Annotated in this window: 23 protein-coding genes; 16 read left to right on the plus strand and 7 right to left on the minus strand. The window is 39.6% G+C overall.

Features of this window, described 5'->3' with window-relative positions; genetic code table 11:
* The first annotated feature begins 103 nt into the window (after positions 1 to 103).
* From DRZ93_RS02500 to DRZ93_RS02540, 10 genes are all read left to right on the plus strand, one after another.
* Positions 104 to 709 (plus strand): hypothetical protein, encoded by a 606-nt coding sequence (locus DRZ93_RS02500; protein ID WP_113745744.1) that lies wholly within the window; start codon positions 104 to 106, stop codon positions 707 to 709.
* 73 nt (positions 710 to 782) lie between these two features.
* Entirely contained in the window at positions 783 to 1,559 is a 777-nt protein-coding gene (locus tag DRZ93_RS02505) for a hypothetical protein (RefSeq protein WP_113745745.1), read from the plus strand.
* Positions 1,560 to 1,656: 97 nt separating this feature from the next.
* Positions 1,657 to 1,932: a hypothetical protein gene (locus DRZ93_RS13985; protein WP_218564238.1), complete on the plus strand. Its 276-nt coding sequence runs from the start codon at positions 1,657 to 1,659 to the stop codon at positions 1,930 to 1,932.
* The gene (locus DRZ93_RS02510; RefSeq protein WP_218564239.1) at positions 1,847 to 2,737 is read left to right on the plus strand and encodes an ankyrin repeat domain-containing protein; all 891 of its coding nucleotides are present in this window, start codon (positions 1,847 to 1,849) and stop codon (positions 2,735 to 2,737) included. The genes DRZ93_RS13985 and DRZ93_RS02510 overlap by 86 nt, the downstream gene beginning before the upstream one ends.
* A 525-nt stretch (positions 2,738 to 3,262) precedes the next feature.
* Positions 3,263 to 3,991, plus strand: a complete 729-nt coding sequence (locus DRZ93_RS02515) for a DUF4241 domain-containing protein (protein ID WP_113745433.1) — start codon at positions 3,263 to 3,265, stop codon at positions 3,989 to 3,991.
* Between the two features lie 15 nt (positions 3,992 to 4,006).
* Positions 4,007 to 4,405: a DUF4143 domain-containing protein gene (locus tag DRZ93_RS02520; RefSeq protein WP_218564224.1), complete on the plus strand. Its 399-nt coding sequence runs from the start codon at positions 4,007 to 4,009 to the stop codon at positions 4,403 to 4,405.
* A 210-nt stretch (positions 4,406 to 4,615) separates the two neighbouring features.
* Positions 4,616 to 5,476, plus strand: a complete 861-nt coding sequence (locus tag DRZ93_RS02525) for a riboflavin biosynthesis intermediates N-glycosidase (RefSeq protein WP_113745747.1) — start codon at positions 4,616 to 4,618, stop codon at positions 5,474 to 5,476.
* 78 nt (positions 5,477 to 5,554) lie between these two features.
* The gene (locus DRZ93_RS02530) at positions 5,555 to 5,908 is read left to right on the plus strand and encodes a DUF6572 domain-containing protein (RefSeq protein ID WP_113744566.1); all 354 of its coding nucleotides are present in this window, start codon (positions 5,555 to 5,557) and stop codon (positions 5,906 to 5,908) included.
* 431 nt (positions 5,909 to 6,339) lie between these two features.
* Positions 6,340 to 7,056 (plus strand): hypothetical protein, encoded by a 717-nt coding sequence (locus DRZ93_RS02535; protein WP_113745434.1) that lies wholly within the window; start codon positions 6,340 to 6,342, stop codon positions 7,054 to 7,056.
* 374 nt (positions 7,057 to 7,430) lie between these two features.
* Positions 7,431 to 9,113, plus strand: a complete 1,683-nt coding sequence (locus DRZ93_RS02540) for a transposase (protein WP_113745435.1) — start codon at positions 7,431 to 7,433, stop codon at positions 9,111 to 9,113.
* A 133-nt stretch (positions 9,114 to 9,246) separates the two neighbouring features.
* Here DRZ93_RS02540 and DRZ93_RS02545 read toward each other — a convergent pair whose 3' ends face one another.
* The 5 genes from DRZ93_RS02545 to DRZ93_RS02565 all read right to left on the minus strand — a co-directional run bounded on the left by DRZ93_RS02545 (position 9,247) and on the right by DRZ93_RS02565 (position 14,705).
* A complete protein-coding gene (locus DRZ93_RS02545) occupies positions 9,247 to 9,582 on the minus strand; it encodes a hypothetical protein (RefSeq protein ID WP_113744568.1) in 336 nt (111 codons plus the stop codon).
* 144 nt (positions 9,583 to 9,726) lie between these two features.
* Complete coding sequence (locus tag DRZ93_RS02550; protein WP_113744158.1) at positions 9,727 to 11,514, minus strand: IS1634 family transposase; 1,788 nt, start codon at positions 11,512 to 11,514, stop codon at positions 9,727 to 9,729.
* Between the two features lie 179 nt (positions 11,515 to 11,693).
* The gene (locus DRZ93_RS02555) at positions 11,694 to 12,095 is read right to left on the minus strand and encodes an EndoU domain-containing protein (RefSeq protein ID WP_218564240.1); all 402 of its coding nucleotides are present in this window, start codon (positions 12,093 to 12,095) and stop codon (positions 11,694 to 11,696) included.
* Complete coding sequence (locus DRZ93_RS02560) at positions 12,082 to 12,750, minus strand: DUF4417 domain-containing protein (RefSeq protein WP_113745748.1); 669 nt, start codon at positions 12,748 to 12,750, stop codon at positions 12,082 to 12,084. Before DRZ93_RS02560 ends, DRZ93_RS02555 begins: the two co-directional genes overlap by 14 nt.
* Before the next feature lie 200 nt (positions 12,751 to 12,950).
* Positions 12,951 to 14,705 carry an IS1634 family transposase gene (locus DRZ93_RS02565; protein WP_113745749.1) on the minus strand — a complete coding sequence of 585 codons (1,755 nt, stop codon included), beginning with the start codon at positions 14,703 to 14,705 and terminating at the stop codon, positions 12,951 to 12,953.
* An 863-nt stretch (positions 14,706 to 15,568) separates the two neighbouring features.
* Here DRZ93_RS02565 and DRZ93_RS02570 point away from each other — a divergent pair.
* The 6 genes from DRZ93_RS02570 (at position 15,569) to DRZ93_RS02585 (ending at position 22,486) form a co-directional block, all read left to right on the plus strand.
* On the plus strand, positions 15,569 to 16,423 hold the full coding sequence (locus tag DRZ93_RS02570; RefSeq protein ID WP_113745750.1) for an immunity protein Imm33 domain-containing protein: 855 nt from the start codon (positions 15,569 to 15,571) through the stop codon (positions 16,421 to 16,423).
* Positions 16,424 to 19,786, plus strand: a complete 3,363-nt coding sequence (locus DRZ93_RS02575; protein WP_218564241.1) for an SMI1/KNR4 family protein — start codon at positions 16,424 to 16,426, stop codon at positions 19,784 to 19,786.
* Positions 19,787 to 19,854: 68 nt separating this feature from the next.
* A complete protein-coding gene (locus DRZ93_RS13660; protein ID WP_218564242.1) occupies positions 19,855 to 21,057 on the plus strand; it encodes a DUF4253 domain-containing protein in 1,203 nt (400 codons plus the stop codon).
* Between the two features lie 15 nt (positions 21,058 to 21,072).
* A complete protein-coding gene (locus tag DRZ93_RS13990; protein WP_281268101.1) occupies positions 21,073 to 21,195 on the plus strand; it encodes a hypothetical protein in 123 nt (40 codons plus the stop codon).
* A gap of 5 nt (positions 21,196 to 21,200) precedes the next feature.
* Positions 21,201 to 21,830, plus strand: coding sequence for a CbrC family protein (locus tag DRZ93_RS02580; RefSeq protein WP_218564243.1), 630 nt, complete (start codon positions 21,201 to 21,203; stop codon positions 21,828 to 21,830).
* A 155-nt stretch (positions 21,831 to 21,985) separates the two neighbouring features.
* A complete protein-coding gene (locus tag DRZ93_RS02585) occupies positions 21,986 to 22,486 on the plus strand; it encodes an imm68 putative immunity domain-containing protein (RefSeq protein WP_113745751.1) in 501 nt (166 codons plus the stop codon).
* A gap of 90 nt (positions 22,487 to 22,576) precedes the next feature.
* On the opposite strand, the gene DRZ93_RS02590 is transcribed toward DRZ93_RS02585, so the two are convergent.
* Both DRZ93_RS02590 and DRZ93_RS02595 read right to left on the minus strand, forming a co-directional pair.
* Positions 22,577 to 23,767: a Wadjet anti-phage system protein JetD domain-containing protein gene (locus tag DRZ93_RS02590; protein ID WP_113745752.1), complete on the minus strand. Its 1,191-nt coding sequence runs from the start codon at positions 23,765 to 23,767 to the stop codon at positions 22,577 to 22,579.
* Between the two features lie 4 nt (positions 23,768 to 23,771).
* Positions 23,772 to 23,984, minus strand: a complete 213-nt coding sequence (locus tag DRZ93_RS02595; RefSeq protein WP_113745753.1) for a hypothetical protein — start codon at positions 23,982 to 23,984, stop codon at positions 23,772 to 23,774.
* Between the last annotated feature and the right edge of the window lies 1 nt (position 23,985).

Genomic DNA, 23,985 nt, shown 5'->3' on the forward strand with positions numbered 1-23,985 from the left:
AAAGATATAACTGTGCAAATATCATGTATAGCTATGGATGCAAACGGCCCTGTACCTTTTAAAAAGTGCATAATTAAGATAAGGAGCTATATAAGGAGTTACTATGACAGATGAGAATATGGCCTACATTACCAGCCTTAAAATTACAGATATCCCATGGCATAGGATAACTACAACCTATGGCCGGGGCAGTGATTTTCCTGAGCACCTGAGAGTTTTAGATCAGATGAGTGATTTGCCATCTGTCAAAGAGTCTTTTTATAAGATCACAGCTAATATGGAACATCAGAGCACGCTATGGCATGTTACCCCCTTTGGCACTGTGTTTTTATGCCGTATTCTCAAAAAAGCCTTTGCCAATAGCTATAAAAGCTCTGCTGCTAATTTTCTTTGTGAGGTAATTCTGTACTTTTTTGAAACCATACTTAACTGCGTCAATGATGTAGATGAGATGGAGTATGCCAATTCTCTGCCTTTGTTTTCTGATCTGTTAAAGGAGGAATACCTGTGGTCAGAGGGTTATGACGAGGAAGATGATGAAATGCGCTATGAGGATGATGAGGTATTTCCAGATTACCTGTTCTTAAGCTTCTATCACTATTCATGGCTATCTGTAAAAGCCTATGAGGGTATATTTGATAACGTACCATCAGAGTTTGCAGATTCTGCTGCCAAAGTGCTTAGCCTTGTGCACATGAGACAGGTATAACAAAAAAGTGGCTTTTCTATGAAAAAGTTTTAGAAAAAGTGGTTTTGACATAATATAAATAAGGAGATAGCTTATGGGCCTTGATATTTATGCAGGTACACTGACACGCTATTATTGTCACAATTGGAAAAATGTTGTTGAGCAGTGGGCTGATGCTAATGGATATGCCTTTCATAGGATCACGCCAGATGCAAAGACTGATGATAAAGATCAGCTCTCACCTGCAAAGGTTCAGGATGCAGTTGAGATCTGGCGTGATCAGATCTTAAGAGCTCTATCTCAACAAGATAAGTCCCCCTATGCCCCCTGGCTTGAGAATAATGAAAAACCTTATTATACAGACAAGCCAGATTGGGATGCCTTTGGTGCTATGTTGCTGCTAGCTGCCTGCCATACATACGATAAGCCTGTGCCACCAACTGTGGATAAGGGCTGGAACTTTTATGAGCATCCACTAATAAAGCGCCTTGCATCAGATGAAAATCGTATATGGTCATTGTTTCGGGGAGCTGCCTGCTACCTGCCTCTTTCTGAGAGCTTTATGTTCCAATGGCCCATGCCAACAAATGACAACGCAATAATAGCCACCCTTGGTGGACTGCAAAAGGAGCTTGAAAAGCTAAATGCACTTGCCTGGCAGGCCGATGAGAGCACTATACTTATCTGGTCCGATACGCAGGGATACCCTATAGATACAACTATAGATGCAAATGGAAATGGCATTCAAAAAGACATAAAGGAGCACACACAATATGACACACAGTCCCTTGCTAAGTTCTCCTTCTCCATATTCTATAGGGCCATGCTCTTTGCCAAGAAGCATCAGGTGCCAATTCTTCTTGATTATTAAGAGCTAGAGCACATGAGTAATAAAGTTTAAAGGCACAAGTTAAATGCTAACTTTTTAAAGGGTTGCCTTAGCTTAAACCCTATCTATGAGGTGTCTTATGTATCAAATTGCATATATTGGTAAGTGGGAGAGTCTCCCTGAAACTGCTGCAGCCATCTGCGATCATGATATACCAAAACTTAAAGAGCTGCTAAAAAGTGGTCTTGATTTAAATGCTCCCATAGAGCTTAGCTCATATATTAAACTCACAGCACTTGAGATAGCAGTTTTTTTGCAATGCTGTGTCTATGATCCACTTTCTTCTAGAGCATGGAGCAAATCCAGATCTGGCACAGGAACAGCCCCTGCTGCTTACAGCCACACGCTGCTGTGATCCTGATGTGGTGGCACTTTTTACAAAACAGGCTGAAAAATTAAGCCACAAGCAAAAAGAGCGGGCTTTTCAGGAAGTGCGCTGGGGCAAACGCCCTGAAAACATACAGGTTCTTGAGCTATCAGGGATCACTGTAAAGGAGTTTGGCGGAGAGGCCTTCAGGGCAGCTGTATCTGATGGTGATAGCAAACTTTCGAAACTGCTTTTGCAAAAAGGTGCAGATGTCAATTACCACAAGGCAGACATGGTATTTCCCAATGCCTCCACGGCAGTAACTGAAGCTGCACGACAAAACAATTTTCCCATGGTGCGCTGGCTTATTGAAAATGGAGCCGATATCACCATTGCAGACAAATACGGTGACAGACCTTACACTGTAGCTGTTGCAAACAAAAATCAGGAGCTTGCTGACTACCTAAAGTCTCTTGAGCCTGAGGCCTGGCACAATGAGCAGGAGAAAATGCGCATGCTAAAGCCCTATAAGATCCCAGCCAGGCTTGTAAAATACTTAAAAGAAGGCCCGCTGAGACTTGAGTTTCCTATTCAAAAATGGGTAAAGTGGGCTGAACTCTACTCCTTTATGGATGTGCAGGAGATAGTCTGGAGGCGAAAAAAGCTGCTCTCTATCATGGTGCAGATGGACAACTACAGCGACTATCTACTGCTGTGGAGCCCTAAAGATAAAAAGCTGTGCTATCTTGATATAGAGCATGAGCAATTTCACCCTCTTGCCACATGGGATGAGTTTATAACAGATCCGGGATTTTATCTAAACGGGATGATTGAAGGTGAGTTTGAGGGGTAAAGTACATAATCATGCTTAAAGAGTTATATGAAATGGATGAGCCTGTAGAGCATGAAGTTATTGCTCTTCTCAATAGAAGCTCAGGAGGTGTATAGAAAAACATCGGCTTTTTTGAAATGACAGTCAAGATGTTTGGCATTTTGATAAAACCGCAGTTCTTAGCTATAGAGCCAAGCTTGAATTTATCAAAAAACTATTGATGCGTGAACAATTATTCTGACTTTGTCTATCTTTTTGTGATAACATGCGACTGTGACCTTTTTTTTTTGTTTCATATTTTTTATAACATTTAAAGGTCACCAAATCAACGTAAAATGGTCTACCTATGATGTTTTCATGCATTTTTAATAGTCATTTTTATCTGATTTTTACCAACATACGATCACAGATTAACCATCCTAAAATAACATAATAAATCAATACATATTTTAAAAGAGCCACAACACGGCTAGCGTATTGCGTTAGGTTCAATTATTGAACCCGGAAAGTTTAGTCAAAAAACATAATCAACATGAGGAAACTTTTATGCCAACAACTCAATGGCTTGACAGATACGAGGCAATCAAGGATAAACTTAAATGCAAAGATAATCTTGAGGCCTATTTTACACAAAAAGTGATTGGGAACATATCAGTTGATGTACTTGATATAGGCTTAGTTAATTTTCCAACAGGACAGATCTTTGCCTGCGATCCGCTAATAGAGCTTGAGGATGCTCCGCCATTTCTTCAAAGAATACCTGCCGGAGCCTATAGTCTAAAAATCTGCGTGGTGCCAAGTGCAAAATATGGCGATCGCTATGCCTGTATCAAGGTTGAGGTCAGCCATGAAACACCAGTTGTCTATGAGCTTGGCATGGTTGGCAACGAGCAGCTTGATACAGAGCTTGAAGATGATGAATACTTTGGTTTTGGCGTAGATGCAGGAATGGGCTGTATTGCAGACATACAGACACAAAATGCCTTTAAGGCATACTGGGCTAAGCGCCTTGCAGAGGATCCTGACATTGATCCCTACAACGACCTGTTTTGTGACCTGATGGAGGATAATGCCAAAGCTTATCCTAAATATCAACGAGACCACGGAGACTGGCTCAACTGGACAGTGCCAGAGACAGACTGCAACCTACCAATATTCTCATCAGGCTGGGGCGATGGTTACTATCCTGTCTACTTTGGCTATGATGCAAAAGGTGAAATCTGCGCTGTGTATGTGCGCTTTATAGATATTAAAGATGAGTATAAAGATCAATAAATAAAGAGGCGCGCTATGGAATTACCCAAAAGGGCCAGGACAGTAAAACCTGAAAATAATGTCCTGACATTAGATGGTGAAAAGAAATTAGTAGATGTTGGCCTGCTGCGCAGGCTTTCACAGCTTGCACCTAGTGCATTTGACGAGGGTAATAGATTATTTACCAAGTTAAAAGGTGCATTAACACAAAACTTTGTGCTGCAAACATTAATTACACAGTTTGAAGTAATCCCAAGATATTGGTCGCAGACAAATCCTCCTTATGAGGTGGATTTTATAATTCAGCGAGAGAATGATATTTTTCCTATAGAAGTTAAATCTAATGCAAATACTCAAAGTAAGAGCCTTAAAAAATTCAAAGAATTGTTTTACGATGAGGTTAACTTAAAATACGTTTCTCACTTGATAATCTAAAACTTGATGATGATGTACTTAACATCCATCTGTTTATGGCAGATCATACTGATAGGCTTATAGGTCTTGCACTTGAGAGCAGAAAAATACACAAAAGTTTATGATGGGCCTAGAATTATCTATAAAGGTCAGATTCATAGCCTCAAACGCTTTTATGCTAATGTGAGTATAAACAAGATGATAAGTAACATATGAGAAAAAGGTGAGTATATGGCGCTACAAGATAAGAAGCTGATGGCACCGCCATGGCTTGCCTACCCTGAGATTGAGCGTTACTCAATTGGCTGGCGCATGGGTTATGGAGAGAGTTATATATACAAATTTGGCACCTGGCTTGATACTTTATCTGAAGATGAAAGAGCACAGTACCGAGCCCTCTTTGCAGAGCCTGTAACTTGGAGAGGCTGGTGGGATGATGATGACAGCTCGCTACCTCTTGTACATAACAACTTTGTTATAGATGCCTGGCAGGCAGAGGGCAGGCCTAAGTATGATCTAAAGTGGCTTCAAAATGAGTACGGTGCAGGCAGAACAAAAGATCTGTGCCTGTTCTGGGGCCATAGGCCTTGCAAGGATGGCTCAATTGGCAAAGGCTGCTTTAGTCAGTGGTGGCGACAGTCCTTTAGTGCCATGAATTATACCTATCTGTACATGGAGCAGTATATGATGGCAGCAAAGGCTGAGCTCTTTGGTGATAGTGTAATCAGACAGCAGATTTTAGAGTGTGATGATCCAAAGCAGATTAAGGAGCTTGGCCGCAAGGTGCGTGGCTTTGATCACAAGGTATGGGATAAATTCAAATACTCCATTGTGCTAAATGGCAACTATCTTAAATTCAGTCAAAACCGGGATCTTAGAGATTTTCTTCTCTCAACTTACGACAAAGTAATTGTAGAGGCCAGCCCCTATGATGCCATCTGGGGTATATGTCTGTCAGGCAGCGATCCAAAGTCCTGCGATCCAATGCTCTGGCGCGGCGAGAACCTGCTTGGTTTTGCTCTTATGGAGGTAAGAGATGAGATACATCGTGTCACAGAGCATGAAAAGCTCTGCTCTTTAAAAGCTCTATAGCAGTCACACTTTTTAGACTTTAACTACAAAGCTTTAGAAACTATCATTAAAGGCAGGACTGGTGGGAGCAAAAGAGCGATGACAATTGAAGATATGTTCGGCGATCTCAAAAAGATAGATATTATTGCACAAAAGAGTAAAACCAATGAGGTTTTAATGGTTTTGGTGTGTAATGGTTTTATTGACGGATCTCCTGACACACAAAAGGCTCTCCTTGATAAAATTGAGGGTTATCTTAATCATACTCAAAGCGAGAAATTTAAAAGTGAATATGCAAACTGCTCTGTCATTTTGCAAATAACATTTACTCAAGAGCCAGATCATTTGATTGTGGCGCTGCTTAGCAGGTGCCAGCCCTGGGCTGATGATTATGGCGTAAAGCTTGAATTTAAAATTGCACTCAGAGATGTTCGTTTTGTAGAGAAAAACTAAAATACCAGATTTGAGCTTCCACGCCTTGCACAGGTACAAGAGAGTAAAAAACTACAATATTTTGTAAAAGGATGGTTTTTATCAGGTGTTGAAGAGGCTCATGCCATTTACTAAGGCGCAAATGCTAAAGGCGCCCTAGCCACAGCTACTTTACCTGCAGGATATTAGCCTGACTTGATTTTATCTAAAAAGCCCTTCACTTAGCATAAGACTTTGATGCACTGGCACAAGATGACTCTTTATCTGTATACAATCTGTATCAAAAAGACTATGCTTTTATGAAGGCTACACACCACAAATTTATGGGTGGGCTGATGTGTATGAGTTCATAGACACCAGTTAGCTTTGAACAACTTTTTATTTATTGGGCAGCTGCGGCCTTGATGGAATCAGCTAGTGCCCCATAATTTTACAAAAGGAGAAGTTAAAAGGTGGAGCGCAAAACATATAGACCTAAATCCATTGTGAAAATTACATTAGGCATAGTCTTTGGCGCCTGGCTTATGATGTGTGCCCCCACCGGCTGGATTTATGACCTGTGGGTCGGGATAGGAACAGGCCAGGGCCAGATACCTGATCCATCAGTTTCTATCCTGCATACAAAGTCTGATATGAAAAATGCCTATTTTAAAAAGACTCCAATTACAGTAACCAAAGAAGGCCTGATTGAGGCGCCGTTGCTACGCCTGCGCGATATTGACGAGGCAGGAGAGCACACTCACAGAACCAGAACTGCTGGCAAGCAGACATTTTTCATTGACGAGTACATTCATGCTGCCTATCCAACGGGTCCTGTCAGAAATTTCCTGCTGCACACCATAGCCTCTGGCTACTATAACCGCTATTACCTTGCGCCTTTACAGGATGGTAGCTATATCTGCATCTACTTTGACGATTACCTAATGCTTCTTCCCGGCAAGGCTCTGCCCACAGGTTATGTGCGCTATGCTACAGGTGGTGAGAAGAAAATGTTTCGCAGGCTTAAGGACAGTTATAATATAGACAGGACGTATGTGCTTGATATGTACCGTCAGGGCAAGATCTATATGATTTTAGATTTAGCTATCCGTGCAGGTGTTGGCCTTCTCCTGCTTATAGTAGGTTCAGTTATCATGGGCGATAAAAAAGATAATCCGCAGCAAGGCTGAAGCATAAATTTAGATTCTAAAATTGCGCAATTAAAGAATAAGAGATCTTAGTTTACACAGATCTCCGTTCCCTCCCGTTCCCCTCCCTCTTATTTGATGATAAATAAAAAAATTTTAAATAAAAGATTCCCCATAAACTGTACTAATGGGGATTTACTTTAAGCTCATTATATCATATTCACTATCTCCCTAATCTTACCAAATAATTACATAAATCCTTTGTTAACAACAGATTCTTCTTTGCTCTATTATTGTGACATTATTAATAAAATCCATAAAAAAATACTATAAATATATTATTTTAACTGTACATATATGATATAATATGTACAGTTATATCTTAATTAATAGATAATATTTTGAGGGTTTTAGTTATGTCTATACCTGAGAATATAAGAGCCGTCCCAAGACCTACAAATACTGTCGTAGTTCTATCTGGAACTGGCAGATATAGGTACGCTGTTCGTCAAAGATCTGGTACTAAGTATGATGCCAAAGGAAAGGCCCAGCCTATCAATGGAGCTATTATTGGTCATATTATTGATGGTCGTTATGTTGCCAAAGAGACTAAAATTGTATCTCAGGGAGTAATGCCAGATAAATTGTCTTATGGAGCCAGTGCTCTTGCTTTCTCGGTAGTCGGCGATATAAAAGACGATTTGAGGGCCGTGTATGAGTGCGGGGATGTGGATACAATTCTCGCTATGGCCTTGCTAAGGGTAATAAGACCTAGAGTTACAAATACAAGATTGAAGTCCGCCTATGAGCATTGTTTTATTTCAAAATTTATACCTTATGTGGGCCTTAGCAAGAATACAGTAGCAAAGTTCATCTACCACCTTGGCTCAAATTCTCAATTGATGCATGATTTTTATGCAAGACGTATAGACAGACTCCTGCCTTCTTGTCATATTGCTATAGATGGAACTCTTAAGCAGAATACAAGTATAGTTAACGATTTGTCTAACTTTTCAAGGAAGTCTCGTGTCAAAGGTTGCAGAGATGTCTCTATTATCTATGCTTATGTAATAGAAACCATGGAGCCATTATGCTCTATGATTTTACCTGGAAACATTATAGATGCCTCTGCTTATAGAGCCTTTATTAGGAACAATAATATAGAAAAAGGAATTATAGTAACCGACAAAGGCTTTCCACCAAATAAAATTAGACAGGAGCTCGCTGAGCACAAAGATCTTCACTATATAACCCCAATAAGGCGCAATGATGTACGAATCAGTGAGTATTCTCTTTTAGAGTTTGACAGTGCCATCAGATATGAGGAAAAAGCAGTAGTTTGCAGGAAAGTTGTAACAAAAGACGGTCTTTATCTGTATTCTTTCAGAGATATATCAGGCTATGCAAAAGAAAATACAAACTACATAATGAGAACGATAAAAAACAACTCATTTGACGCTCAGGAGTATAAATCTAGAGAAGAAAAGTCCGGATTGATTGTTTTTGAGTCAGATTTAGATCTAGAACCATCTTCTGTATATAAGACATTCAAGGAGCGATGGCTTCTTGAGCTTATGTTTAATCGCTATAAAAATGAAGAGTACTTTGATGAGACAAGAGTTCACAATGACTTTTCTGTGCAGGGTCTTGAGTTTATAAACTTCATATCAACCTTGATTACATCAAGGATTCTAAACAAGCTTGAGGAAAATAATGTACTAAACGGCATAACATATGGAGAGCTTATGGAAGATCTCAATGCCGTATGGAGAAGAACTGATCCACCTATTGAAGGCATACCTGATTTAGATGATGGATACTGGGAAGTGGGGGTTAAATCGAGCTTTGAGGCATTAATTAAACTTGGACTTTGTACCAATAAGCAGGCACCTGAAAAACTTAGAAAAGCTAAAGCTGGTCGACCTCATAAAGAGAAAAAAGAAGTGGACTCGCAAGGAGTTACATCTGAGCCCAAACCAAGAGGAAGACCAAAGAAAAAGCCTGAATTTATTGGACCCAAAAGAAAACCTGGCAGACCTAAAATTGAAAAAACTGACAAGATTAAAAGACCGGTTGGCAGGCCCAAAAAGAGTTCATAGACACTTAAATATGCTATTATTTAAACGGCTTCTTGAGTGGAACAACTTTCCTTTATGATAGCGTCAAATATTGAAGCCGTTTAATAGTACAGATTTTTGGGAAACTTTTATTTAAATATAATAGGTAGCTACTCTATGATTCATCTTCAGCCCAAGCTTCTGCGACTTCAATAAAACTCATGATTTGATAATCATTTGTTTCTTTTGGATATTTTTTAGCTAACCCCCTATAAGCTTCAACAAACTTATAAGATGGTTTTATCTGTGATATTTCATCTGAGATTTCAGACAAATAGATATATTCTTCAGCAGTCATATCATTTTGCATATATGCAATAAAATCATTAAATGCACAGTCATCTTCTGTAATCATTGTTATTAAGTCTTTACATATTTTATCAATCATATATTCCCAATCGGTATTAACTCGCTCTTTCACTAATTCCTGGTATTTTTTCTTATCAAACATTTTATATCTTTCCTTTCTTCTTTGTGAATTGTTTTACATCTGGGAAGATTGTTGCTACCTTTCCATTAGTTTTTCTTACAACAACCTTAACACCTTTCCATGTTCCATCCTAAAGTCCCATGATTTGTGTTACAACTAAATTTGTTATTTTTTCACTCTAACTTTTGTTTTTTTTCTTTTGACCTTTAGATTTAAGTATGATTTTTTTACTATAAGCCCATCCGGATCTACTATTGCTGCCAGCAAAGATTTTGCAAACTTGGTTGGAGCATTAACCTGATGTAAGTAATCAAGATTTTTCTCAACCTGACCTGATTCAAGTATTGCGATCTCGCTTTCTCTAAACTCAACTTTAATATTGTTCAAAGTCTCAACGGCATATTTATAAGATTTATTATTAGAGCGCAGAAAGCCTCTAATGCGTTGCATAATGGTTCTTTTTATAACCAAAGCTATGAAGAGAATAAAGAATTTGCCGTCTAAGGAGCTCTGGTTGTGAATGCCCAACGGCAGGCCGTTAAGGTCATTTTTTAAAATATCAAAGTTAGCCTCATCAATTTCACGCCTTCTATAATATTCCAAAGCATCCTGTGCTGTATAGTTAGCTTCAGGCTCTGAAAATAAGGCAAAAGTACCAAGACGATTAACATATTTTTGAGCTATAGCTTCATCAAGAACTAATTTTCTACCTCGGCCTTTTCCTTGATACACAAAGCAGTTTTTTACATCTGCCATTATACAGGCTCCTGATGGAAGCTCTTTGGTATCGGCAATAGCTCTCTTACACTCCTCAAGGGATGAAAAGAAATCTGCCATCTTATTGGCACGCCTTTGAACGCTTTGGTATAAATGCAGTTTGAGTTTTACATCGTTCCAGATAAAGTCCTCAGTGTAGCAATATAAGGTCTCGCACTCACCACTGCGCGTCTTTAAAGTTATGGTATTGGTTATAGATTGCTCTTTAGTAGCAATAGAGCTCAGATATTCGTCAACAGCCTTTATAGTTCCAGGAACACCTACAATAAATTTTAATTTAAGCTCTTTAAGGTGTCTGAGATTATCAAGCGTTGTCATACCTCTGTCCATAACGAGAGTAATATTCTCTGGGAGGTTGCGATCTAGCGCTGTATCAATAATATTCTTGAGATTGGCTTTGTCGGTAAGACTTCCTGAATAATGATCAAAAAAGACAGGTATGCCAGTACGCTCATTGCTAAATAAGGCATAGTTTACAAGTGGCAGATTTTCTACAGTTCCATGTGTGTAGCCATACTCTGCCTCTCTCATAAGTTTTGCTTTTGAAGTAAAGGCAGTTACATCATAAGCCAGACAGTCGCTTCCTGATGCATAAGGGATCCATAACTTGAAGAAATCACGCAGTTTTTTGGTATCAAGATTGCGCATTAGGTAAGATGCAGCCTGCGATGTTACTCCTTGTGCATCATTGAAAGCGTTAAAGGTAGTAGACAGCTCTTCAAGTGCTTCAAGCGATGTTCTGCCAGATGCGTATACTGTTGCTATAAAGCACATAGAGTCAACAAGTCTTGAATCTTTAAAGGCTTCTATGAGTTTATCGTATAACCCTGACTGAAGGAGTGCTATATAGGCAATGGCCGGAAACGCTGGATATATTACAGCACCTGGTGCGTATTCAAAAGATGTGTGCTTCCCTGGCAGACCAACTTTAGCGTAATTAGCCTCAGGTAGTGCAAGATTTCTTAGTTTGTAATAGTTTTCATTTGGGTGCATTTGTGTGTCAGTACGCTCGCCATTTACAGGTACCCCGATGATGCGACGCTTGCGATTGCTCTTTCTTGAGCCATCATCATCTTTCCAAGGCTCTATAAATTCACAAATGTATAAATCAGGGCCTCTTTGGCGAAAGTATACATTAGATACTGGAATATCAACCGTTTTGTCTAAATAAATCATTTTTACACCGCCCAGTTGTAACACAGTAAGCACACAATTTATATAAGAATAATAGAACAATAGCCTTAAAAAATCAAGGTTAAATTGATAAAAATAAGCTTTAATTACAATGGGATATGAACAGATGCGAGGGTGTTAGAAGTAGAAGTGCTATAAGTTGTAACACAAATCATTGGATTTTAGGTTCCATACATATTGTAGCCATCTTTAATATGCCTGTTACTCTTTAAAGCAGCCACATGCTCGCCTGCCTTTAGTATATCATTGGCGGTCCACGAACTAGGAAACCAAGTTTGTCCATTACTATTACGCTTTTTAGGCTCTTTATGACCTTCTACATTTCCCACACGAACACCATTTGAGTATGTTTTTATTATATTAAACTTGATTCCATACTTTTTTAATAGTTTAATATTATCTTCTCCATGTCCACCGCTTTTCATTCTAAAAGGACTTTTCTTGGGTTGAAGACTTTTTACATTCATAAATGTACCTTCATTTGAATGGACTAACGCTAATTCACTTACCTTTCTTCTACTGCCTTTAGTATTTAAATATAATCCACTTCTACTTGTTCCCATCCACTTCTCCTTTCTTGACTCTATATGTCCAACTTTTATAGTTTATAAGTTCAACTTGTCCTTTAAAATCATTGAATATGCAATCTGGCATATCGCCATGCACTAATATCTTCTTAGGATTTAATCTTTTAACCATTTCTCTAATTCCATCCTTAAACCTACTTTTATCTTCTTTAGTTCCGATACAACCCCATGTACTAACTGCATATATCCCATTTGCTTCTAAGCCATCAAAGGCAAATTCAAATGTTCTGTCATCACCCCATCTTACATTTGGGATAGCTTTTATACCATTATTTTGTAAATAAACACCAATGGCTCTATTCATATATGTATTGGCCATTTGTAGGCATAATGGCATGTCTATATATAAAGAGCAATCTGGAGATATAACGCCACCATATTTTCTAAATCTATCAAGATATTTCTTTGTATTTGTAATAACCTGTCTAAATGTAATATCATGCATATAAAAATGTATATATACATTTTTCTGATCTTCCTTACTTACTTTCTTGATTTTATCAAATGGAATAATATCCTTTGGAATATCAATATCTTGTTTTTTTATAAAAGGAATTTCCCATTTTCCATTAAATTCTGCTCCCTCTACCAGGTAAGCAGCAAACCCATCATCTATTACCGTTTTACTCATAATCTATTTTCCAATTTTCTTCAATAAAATTTAAAAGTATGCTTTTAACAAGAAATTTTATTAATTTACAGCTGACAACTTTTTTTATACTTTTCACCTCTACGATTATTTTTGCAAAAGCTTAAAAAAATGATCTTACCATCAAAAGAAATTTTTTTTTATATCCTAAATCTCAGTATAGTTGTTTCATAACTAATCCGCTACTTTTTTAACTTTTTTGCACAGGATCTTGCTTTAGGCTTATGTACAAAAGAGTCTTTGATGCCAAGCTCTCTTGCCTTGTCTGCATCAATAAATCTACACAGTACTGACTGTGCAATCTTGGATTTAACCGACATATCAGCAAACCTGCCATCTCCTCTTAATTCAACAGGCTCATTTTCAAGTATTGTCACAAGGCGGTTAAAGCTTGATCTGCTCATGTTCAGAATGTCATTAGTCTTTTGTAAAATATGTCTTCTGATAATGGCGCTGATAAAGAGAATAAAGAATTTGCCGTGCATGGCATCATTGCTCCATACGCGCAGAGGCAGGAGATGCAGATCTGTTTTAAGACAGTTGAATATTTCCTCATCTATCTCTCGGTTTCTAAATAGCCTTAGTGCATCATGGGAGTTATAGTTGCACTGGGCACTTGAAAACAGAGCAAAGCTTCCATATTTTCTCTTTTTTTCACGGTATTTTTCATTATCAACCCTGAATGTAATGTTCTTGCCTTTGCCTTCTTTGATGATGCAGTCACGAGCGTCTTTTAAATACCCATCCTCAGGTAACTGATTGGTTTGACGAGCTATTTGAAGGCAGTGGGCTATATGATGATTCAGCTCCATAGATTTATCGTGGTTGATCTCTTCGTTGACATACAGGTGCAGGTTTAATTTTATGCCATAGTATTCAAATGGTACTGTTTTAGAGCGGCAACCATGCTCAGATATCGTCCCATCAAGCTTTTCTAGCAGAACCAGATCTTCAAAGTCAGTATTGTTTTCAAGCGTAAAGGCATCAAGAAGCTCCATGGCACCCTTAAATGTGCCAGGGACACCCATTATAAAATTTATGTCCTTGTGTGTAAGCTCCTCAATGTTTGCCTTAGATGCAAAACCTCTGTCAAATATCAATGACAGATTGCCAGGCAGGTGTCTCTCTATAGCACTGTCAATAACGTGCTGCAGGTTTTTCTTATCAGTTATAGATCCATAGTAAGATGAGTAATACAGAGGCATTCCTGTTTTACAGTTACACATCAGAGCATAGTTAACCTGTGGCAGCTCAGGACCTCCGTGTGCATAACCTCTTTGAGCATATGTTATGTTTTTTGCCTGCGTAGGTAAGGCTGTAACATCATAGGCAATGGCATCATCACCGGCGGCTGCTGGCAGCCACTTATCAAAAAAGGCTTTGATATTCTCACTCTTTAGGCCATTTGCTATAAGCTCTCTGGCATTTTTAGCATTAAGACCACGGGCGCTTTTATAGACATTGTGCTTCATGGCATGAAAGTCAAGACACTCAAGAGAGGTGTGCCCTGAGGCATAGTGTGTTGCCATAAAGATAATCTGCTCAGCTAACTGTTGTCCAAAGCACTGTGTAAGGATAGATGTAGCCTGACAGTCAATTAAAGCACAGGCGGCAAGCAGAGCAAAGCCTGGGAAAATGGCGGCTCCCTCTGCATATACAGTGTCGCATTTACGACCTGGTTTAGATATTTGTGCAAAATTTACAGCAGGCTTTTCAAGACCATGAAGCTCATAGTATGCCTCGTTTGGGTACATGACATTGCATTCAGGCTCAGCTCTGACCAGACGGCCAATTATTTTACTTCTTCTATTGGTGTTACGGCTGCCATCACTGGTTTTCCAGCTGTCTATCAGTTCACTGACATAAATAAAATGGTTTCTTTTTACTCTGGTAACGCCATTGGATGGCACAGAAACAGTCTGATCTAGAAATAACATGCTGAACTCCTTGTACCGATTATGTAATAAATATACATATAATTATTATATAACATAATAAGATAAAAATCCAGATAAATAATAAAAAAACTAATGAAAAAAAGTAATTAAAGGATAGAAATAAGGGGATTACGTAGTGTTTTAGATCAGATATAATTAGTTATGAAACAACTGTACTGAGATTTAGGTTATATATATGCAATAAATATATACTGTTTTTTTTGATAAATATATTTATCGCTTCTTTCATTTTGCTTTCATCTATTTAATACCAAACTCTCTTTAAATCTCTACGACAGTCAAATTAGTCATATTTTCATTCCATTTTCTAATATGATCATAGTCACATTTTTACTTTTGATTTTTACTAAAAATCAAACTGTCATAAAGTAAATAACAAATAATATATTGTCTTCCAATAATTATTTGGAAGTGCAATATTAATCTATAATTAATTTAGCTTATAGCTTTGTAAAATTTCTGCCCATCTTTTATTGAGCTATTCTGCTCCTGTTTATAGTCACCACTTTCTGCTCATTTTTTTTACAAAACCTTATCTATGTCTAATTTATGAAAAAATTTTTAAAAAAAAGCATTCCTTATGCCCAAAAAGGTTTATGGTGCTTTGCTATGATTTAGGATAAGACAGTTTTAGAAATGACGCAGAACACTACCCTTTAGATTAACCCTCTAAAAATAGTGTCCCACCTTAAAACGCACAAGGAGTCTTCATGGCAATAATGGTAGCTAAAGATTGGACAATACTATCTAAAACCAGTTTTACAGCCTGCACTATGACTGCATCAGCCGTTACAACTGACAAGAGCTCTGATGAGTGTATTGAATAATATGAGGTGAGAGACATGTATATCAGTCAATACTGGGGCAACTTGATTGGATGCTCTGCAGGAAGCCTAAACATTGTGGCTTTTTTAGCAGATCTAAAAAAAGAAGAAATCTCCTTAAGCGAAATTTTTGCAAAGACTGGTCTTGTCAGGCAGAACTTTGACTTTAGCCATACTGTTGAATATCTTGAGTTTACTCACTCAAATGGCGATAAGATTGACTTTCACTTTGCTATTGATGTTATAGCCGACCTTGCTGCCATTATGCTTGAGTGCTCTGTTAACGGCAGTGTTAATCTTTACGATCTTGATAGCTACAATGCCCCATCTCGCCATATCCGCATCACGGCCACAGCAGATGAACATAAGGCCATGAACAAGGCACTATCTGATTTTGCAAAAAATCCACAAAAATATGACCTTTGTCAGATGCTCACTAATGATGAGATCAGGCTGATGGCTATTGATGTTGAAGATATCAGAGCAGATCTGTATGAAAAATCTGGCCTTATCAGTAACTATCGTATAAAGGCTGAGGATATAAAAGATCTGCTCAAAGACTATGAAGTAGCCGATGGCTGCCTGGCCTCACACCGCATTACAGTTGAGGGCTTTAAGGTTGGCTACTGCTACAGAGAAAAGGCAGATGATGCCTGGGACAGCGGCTGGCGCTTTTGCGCAGGTGATGAGAGCGATGCGTACATTAACGACCCCAGCTATTTAGGAATCTACAAACTAAATACTATCTGCAATTACGACACCGATATCATTAATCTTTTGCAGACACCTGCCCCCTGTGCTTTTTTGCGTGATGCAAACGGCATTTTTGTGCAGATTAAAGATGAAGATGGGATAGATAATGAGGAGCCTTAGATGGATATTTTAAAGCAGTGTCAGATATGGCATGAAAATGGTGAATATCAGAACATTATTGATAAGCTTGAGGATATAGCAGCTCAAGATCGCAGCCCTGAGATGGACAGCGAGCTATCCCGTGCCTATAACAATATGGCAGATCCTAATAAACCTACCTTCAGAAAAATGCTTAAAAAGGCACTGTCTCTTTTAAAACCTCATGAGCAATATTTTAAAGATGATCATAACTTCAACTTTCGTATGGGCTACTCCTACTACTATCTTGATCAGGAGAGCCGGGCTCTTAAATATTTTAAAAAGGCTCTTGAGGCTAGGCCTGATGATAAGGATACCCTTGATTTTATAGATATGTGCCATCAGGGTATAACCCTGCCGCAATTTAATATGTGCTTTTATGAGCGCACGCAGCTGTGCTGGGACACCTTTTTAAAGATTGAGGCACAATTGCGTAAGATGATGGATGAGGACAAAGATGGCACAGGCGGTGCAAAAATCGTATCTCAGATGCAGGAGATCTTAAATCTTGTCTTTGATGACATCTCTTTTGAGATGGGTGTTAGTGGTCAAAAGTATGATCTTATCCTCACTCCAGAGGGTGACAAGGTCAAACTCTTTGAGCTGGTCTATTTTCAAAAGTTTGCTCCTGAGAAGGTGCTTGATAACTGGAATATCATTGTAGGCCGTCAGGCAGTTGAAAACATAGCTCTGCGCACTGAGGATGGCACAGAGATCTCTGGAGATGATGTGCAGATCTGGCTTGAAGATTGCGGTAAGAACAGATTTGCCATGGCCGTCTACTGTCAAAAGCTGCTTTCATTGCTTGAAAAGGAAGAAGGCCGGGCCTGGTGGATGCTCACTACACTAACAGATCAGGTGCTAGGTGAGATCTCGCATATGAGATACATAGACAGCTTTGATGTGCTTAAGGAGCCAAAGGCTGAGCCGTCCACGCCTATGTCCAGACTGCCAGATATTCTCAAGGGACGTGGACTTGATCTTTTAAATGATCCTAAAGCCTATCTTGATAGTTACCTTGGCTATAAAATGCAGCCAGATGAAGATCCAGATGCTCCATGGCGCCTTGATATCATAGCAGGCTCCACCTGCTGCGCACCTCTTATCAAAGGCTATTTAAATGATGACAATGATTTTATAGAAGAACTTCATGCTAATGGTGCTGTTGCAGGCTTTTTCTGCTATCCATTAGATACGTTAAGTGGGCAGGAAGGATCGGATAAGATCTTTGACTTTAGAGACAGACTAGAGCAGGCGCTCACTGCTACCGCTTACCCTGAAGTTATAACCCTTACAGGAGGTGCCACCGGACTTTACTGTGGTTATGTTGATTTTATAGCCTGGGATATTCAAAAGGTGCTGAACATAGCCAAAGAGTTCTTTGAGGGCACAGACATTCCATGGGCCATCTTCAACACCTTCTACCGTAAGGCAGATTTTGTAAATTTAAAATCTCAGAATAAAGAAGAAAATGAAAAAAACGATGATGAGCTAAACGACACACTTACAGGTATAGACTATATTCCTTATACAAAGGATAATGCTGAGAAGTTTTTCTTGCAGCTTGAGATGTGGAATGATAAGAGCGAGTACACACGCTGTATACAGGCGCTCAATGCCATACCAGAGGAGCACAAAGACTACCGCACAGCCTACGCTCTGGCCCGGGCACTTGAGAACTATGCCATCTTAGGAGATCATGATGAGGGAACAATAAAGGTAAGGGCTGATAAAGCACTGCTAAAGGCCATTGAGGTGCTTGAGTCAGTATCAGATGAAGGTCAGAACAAGGCTCAATGGCATATGCGTATGGCCTATGCCTATCAGTATCTTGATGGCCTTGAGGAAAAGGCTTTAGTCTATGCAAGGCGCTGGGCTGAGCTTGATAATGAGGACAAAGATGCCCTTATTGTAATTAAAGAGTGTGAGACAATGATTAAAAAACGTAACAGAAGAATTGAGAACAGAGCAAAGTTTGTACCAGGTAAGATCCCTTTTGAAGGTGTTGATCTTGAAAACTTCTGGGATGATAACAGCTATGCGCTTAAAGATTATGTAAGCGATCCACCATCTGATGAGCTTATTGCCGATATTGAAAAGGAGCTGGGCTACAAACTGCCTGCCTCCTACATCTATCTTATGAAAAAGCACAATGGAGGTATGCCGGTTAATACCTGCCATCCATGTGACGAGCCTACAAGCTGGGCAGAAGATCATGTGGCTATCAGTGGCATTTTAAGCCTTGGGCGGGATAAAACCAATTCACTGTGCGGAGAGCTTGGTAGCAGGTTTATGATAGATGAGTGGGAGTATCCTGATATAGGTGTGGCTATCTGCGACTGTCCAAGTGCTGGACACGATATGATCTTTTTAGACTACCGCGCCTGCGGCCCTCAGGGCGAGCCTGCCGTTGTGCATGTTGATCAGGAATTTGACTTTAAAATCACCCATCTTGCTGACAGCTTTGAGGAATTTATCTGCAATCTGGTGCATGAATCACACTATGCCCATGATGAAGATGATGTTGATGATACAGAAGATTCTGAAGGTGATACTGACAAGGATAAAAGTGATCCTAAGGGCTCCTTTGTAGGATCTGTGCTCCTTAGTGACGATAGCTGGGACAAAGAGCAGCTGATTTGTGATCTTAAAGAGCAATGGAACATAGTAGATGATAATACAGATGAGAGTGATGATGAGGACAGTGATGATGCTCTTATCATGCACATTGGCGACATGATGCTCGTTGTGACCCTCTTTCACAGCCCCATCCCTGGCAATGAAGCTACGATAAATGCTCAAAATAACTATATGTGGCCTGAGGCTGTAGAGGCAGCTACAGCCCACAAGGCCCATATTATGGTGGCTGTCCTTGGCGATGATATAAAACTTATAGAGCGCGGCAAGCTGTTCACCAAGGCTATGGCTGTGTGCTGCAGACAAAAATACGCAAGTGGTGTCTTCACCAGCGGCGTGGTGTTTGAGCCACGTTTTTATGCTGTGTTTGCCAATATGCTCAAAGATGATGAACTGCCCATCTTCAACTGGATCTGGTTTGGCCTGTATCAAAGCAAAGGTGGCCTTAACGGCTACACTTATGGCATGGATGTGTTTGGCAAAGATGAAATGGAAGTGCTCAACGCAGATGCAGACCCCGAGGAACTGCGGGACTTTTTGGCAAGCCTTGCCTCCTATGTGCTCTATTGTGATGTGACACTGCATGACGGCGAGACTATAGGATTTTCAGAAGATGACAAGCATAGCATCATAAGAAGTCCTGGTGTAGCACTACCTAATGAGCAGATGACAGTGAAGATAGGCTACGAGCCTGTACAGGAAGATTAGGATGAGGCTAAGAGCACTGAATGGATAATGTCTCATCTAATATTAAGAACATAAAGTAGAGGTCTGCTATGAACAACATCAATGATTATAATCTTTTTGCCATTTACCTGCGCTGGTGCATAGAGCATGATCTGCTAAGCGATGACTTTTTAAAACAATACGGCGAGCTTGTCAGTAAGATCAAAGCCGACCCTGCAAGTTTAGATCTGCGCGCTTTTATTAAAGATGAGCTCAACGGGCAGATTATAGTGTCTATGTTCAATAAAACAGGACAGGAGTTTTGCGCCTACTACTATGGTCAAAAGGACAGTCCCAATTTCCCTGAGGACATTGAAAACTATGCTCTTGAATATCTGGGCCCTGAAAAGTATTACTCAAAGGAGCTTAGATTTAGGGCAGCAGATCTCATAGCCTTTGATGAGAACTACTATAAGGCAATGGCGCAGGTAATAGACAAGCGCTTTGCCAACTGGCAGGGACAGAGCTTTGATGATAAAACGCTTGAGCCATCTGATGTAGCTCAGGCTATCATGGAATATCTTGATTTTGAGTGTACCTATTTCCCATCTATGGCTGATGATGACCCTATTATGTCAGCATACAGCTATGCAAGACGCGAGGGCATACAGGAGGGCTTTGTACCTGTGCTTATTATGGCACATGATGAAACGCTGCTTGAGTGTCTGGTGATGAACTCAGATCCAGAGCATGATGCTGACATTTACGAATTTGACTTAAAAAATGTAACCGAGTATCGCAATAAGATGCTCTTATCACCAGTAAAAGATGCCAGGGCTATTTTTGATAAGCTTATATCTGAGCGCAAAGAAGAAGCTTTGGACGATGATATGGACTTTGATAATGAGATCCTAGGTCCTATGGAGGGCGGCGAGATAAACGACCGCTTTGGCTCTTTGTGGAAATATGATGATACAGGCATGACCTATCCTCTTATCCTGGCAAAAATTCCTGTAAAAAATCCATGGGAGATCTTTGCCTATCTGCCTTTTGGCGGCTGGAACGATTGTCCTGATACACAGGATCTGATGGCAGCAGCTAAATACTGGTATGAAAAGTATGGAGCCATAGCGGCGGTGATAAGTCATGATGAGCTTGAGTTTGTCCTAAAAGATCCTGTACCAAAGGCACAGGCTATGGAGGTTGCTATTGAGCAGTTTGGGCTGTGTCCTGATCACTTGCAAAATGGCAACATTGGCTCTCTTGCAGATTCACTCTGGCAGTCTAGAGTCTGGTACTTCTGGTGGGATTGATGGAGGATTGTGCCCATGAACACATTTGTTAGGCTATATATTGAACTTCAAAAGCAGTTTAAAGAGACTAAAGGCAGTACAGATACTGTCATAGCTCTATATGCCTTCAAGGAAATCGTTCTGATAAAAAGACGCTAAAACGCTTGGGCACGCTCAAGGACTATGCCCAAAGATGGGGTAATCATTATGCTCTTCCCAAGCCTAAAACGCCAAAGGAAAAGCTTGATGAAAGACAGAGGCTTGCAGAGCTTGATCTGCCTGCCTTTAAGTATCATCCCAACCCTCTTGAAACCGGAGCTTTTGAACAGTCTGCAGATGGTGTCGTCTGCAACTGCTGTTGCAAGATAACACATATTTTCTATACAGTCCCTTTTTATGCTGTGGAGGATATTGATTATCTGTGCCCTTTGTGTATTGCAAGTGGCAAGACAGCAGATAAATATAAAGGCAGTTTTCAGGATGACTGCTTTGTGGATGATGGCGTTGAGGATCCTGCTCGACTTGATGAGCTCATTCACAAAACACCTGGCTACTGTGGCTGGCAGCAGGAATACTGGCGTGCCCACTGTGGCGACTACTGTGCCTATCTGGGCTGTGTGGGGGCAAGAGAGCTGCGAGCTCTTGGTGTGCTTGATGAGGTGCTTGATGATCCATTGTGGAATGATGAGCAAAAGGCAATGATAGAGCAATCCGTCAAAGGCGGGCATCTGCAATGTTATCTGTTTGAGTGTCTTCACTGCAAGAAACATCTTGTCTATATGGACTGTGATTGATAAGGAGTAGGCAGCACATGAGGCGTATCATTGATAAACCATATTTTATATAATAAGGTTATAGTTATTAGAACGGCTGTTTTAAGAGATCCCACATTGGTTTTATCAGATCCTGTATCAATGATAAATAACTTGAATAAAAAAAGGAGTGAGATATGTATATACAAAAATACCTTGGCAGCTATATATTTGGTGCAGATGAGTTTCTATACCTTGTTGAATTTTTAGAAGATCAGAAACAAGAAGAAATTCCTCTAAGCGAGATTTTTGTAAAAACCGGCCTTGACAGACAGAACTGGGATTTTCACAAGAGTGTAGACGGCCTTGTATTGACGCTGTCAGATGACGTGATTGTTGATCTTATCTATGCCATTGATGTTATTAAAGATCTATCTGCCCTCCTTTTAGAGTGCAAGGTTAACGGCAGTATAAATCTTCGTGATCTTGATGGGAGTGATGCTCCACCTTGTCACATATGCATTAGCGCCACACCAGATGAACATAAGGCCTTAAACAAAGCTCTGTCAGATTTTGTTCATGCTCCTCAGGAGTATGATATTTTTGAGATGATGGGCGAGGATGAAATTACACAAATGGCCTATGAGATGGAGATGGTCAGACAGGAACTCTACGAAAAGAGCTCTGTTATGCCTTAGGTAAGATAAAAGCGCAGAATAGATCTGCCTGTAAGCATTTCTATAATCTACTCTTTTTATTAAAACTTCTGCGCTTTATACGGCCTTAGCTTATAAAACAGACAGCGCCTGAGTAATATAGCTGTAGGCAATATACTCCTGCTCAAGGCGGACATTGCTGCCATAGGTATTATCTACAAGAGCTTTATAACAGCAAAGCTCATCTGCTGTCAGATACACAAGCTCTCCTAAAAAAGGCTTATCCTCTTTAACGGCACTTGCTAAATTATCACGCAGCGTTGTCTCATTCATTAAAAATGACGTTATATTTATATCTTTGAGCGTAAAACGGCACTGATTTAAGATATTAAAACCATGTGTATCAAGATCGCCAAAATAATAAACTTTGCAGTCTTTAAGCCATTTAGCCTGAGACAAAGCTTCAAAACCATAGCCTTTGCCAAAAACAGCTATACCATCTTTAACGTAAGGAAAGGATAAAAATGTAATTTCATTTTCTATAATAAAGATGGTTTTTGACTTTAAGTTCAAATGCGCAAAATCATCAGCATTTAAAGAGATCGAGTCTTTAAGAGATACATTGTCTATAAGCTTTAATGTATCATCAAGGGCTCTAAAGCGAATCATTTCAGGCTTTTGCTTAAAATAAAAGCGCCTGATAAACCCCTTTAGCGAGCGCTCTGTTACAGATGCGTCAAATCTGTCCTCATCTAGTACTATCTCAAGCATTTCAGAGATGATGGCATAGTGTTTTTCAATAAATTTGGTATCTGTGTCTTTTATATCAATCTGCCTTAAATAAAGTTTTCTGCAGTCATGCTCATTAAGATATAAAACAACATCAAGGGCCTTTAAATAAAGCTCTTCACTTTCATAGATTTTATAGATATTCTTTTTAAAATAGGCCTCAAGCACTGTATGAGCGCTACACAGTCTCTCAAAACGTAAGATAAAGGAATTAATCTTTGCTACGTTATAACCAAGCAGTGAGGCAAGATCATCAAAACTCTCAACCACAACCTCATCTGGTATACTCTGCGCGCCTAAAACTGCATTATTTAAAGTTTTGAAATTGACCCTGACCCCTTTGACACTCTTCCAGCTTTGCGCCCAGTTTAAAATCTGAGCAAAGGAGGCCTTAAGATCACGCGATAATGGCTTTTTGAGCTTTTTAACTATAGGCAGCTCCTTTTGCCCATAATAGTAGTCAAAAAGCTCATGCCTTTTGTCAATTTTTAAAAAATGCTCTTTTACATCGGCAAATGTTTCAAGCTTTAGCATAAAATCAGGCCTTTTCTCCCTTTATTTTCTTAATGGCATTAGATATGTCATCAATAAAGCTCTTAGACTCTGCTTCATCCTGTATTGCGCCAGATTTTGCATCAGCACTATTACTCTTCTGGCTCTGCTCGTACTGACTTATCTGCTGTAAGGATTTAAACAGATCATCATCCCCTTCAATATAATTGCGCTCACTATTTACAGTATTGTGACTCATC

This window comes from Anaerobiospirillum thomasii (assembly GCF_900445255.1).
In the GTDB taxonomy this organism is placed as follows: domain Bacteria; phylum Pseudomonadota; class Gammaproteobacteria; order Enterobacterales; family Succinivibrionaceae; genus Anaerobiospirillum_A; species Anaerobiospirillum_A thomasii.